The organism is Bradyrhizobium sp. Leo170 (genome assembly GCF_004296405.1).
Classification (GTDB): Bacteria; Pseudomonadota; Alphaproteobacteria; order Rhizobiales; family Xanthobacteraceae; genus Bradyrhizobium.
This window is the reverse complement of sequence record NZ_PSRR01000834.1, coordinates 1-624: the sequence shown is the minus strand read 5'-3', so window position 1 is coordinate 624 and position 624 is coordinate 1. Positions and strand designations below refer to the sequence as shown.

At 63.3% G+C, this 624-nt stretch carries 1 protein-coding gene; it reads right to left on the bottom strand.

What is annotated here, in order from left to right:
• On the bottom strand, positions 1-624 hold a 624-nt coding region (locus tag CWO89_RS44985), incomplete at both ends, for an IS630 family transposase (protein WP_130584472.1).

Below are 624 nucleotides of genomic sequence, written 5' to 3'. Positions count from 1 at the left end.
GTGATTTTGACTCTTTGGGGGTGGCTGGATAGGCGCGGCCGAGTTTGGCGCGAGCTTTGTCGGTTGTGAACATCCATTTGATTCGGGCTCGGGTTTTATTTCGCCGCCGTTGCCATGCCGCGATCTCGTTTCGGAGCCTTTTGGAGTCGTCGATGCGGCGGCCGAGACACTGGCGCTGAAGCACGCTGATCTCGCACTCAACCATGTTGAGCCAACTGGCGTGCTTCGGGGTGTAGTGGAATTCGAGGCGGCACAGGATGCGGCGGGCCTCGGCAGGCGCGAAGGCCTCATACAGCGCCCCAGGCTTATGGATCGACAAATTGTCCTGCACGACACGGATGCAGGCGGCGTCGGGATAATGGACGTCGACGAGCTCACGCATGCAGTGGGCGTAGTCCACGGCGGCGCGGCGGTCGGTGAGCTTGACGTTGCGCCAGCCCCGATACGGATCGAAGGTGACGAAGAGATTGACGGTGCCGTTGCGGCGATACTCGTAATCGTAGCGCTCGCGCTGTCCCGGTTGGGCCAGGACCGGCTGGCGCACCTCGCCGATCAGCTGGACGGGGGTCTCGTCGAAGCAGACCAGGGGGCGGGCGGGATCCGGCGTCTCGGCGTAGAGATCGA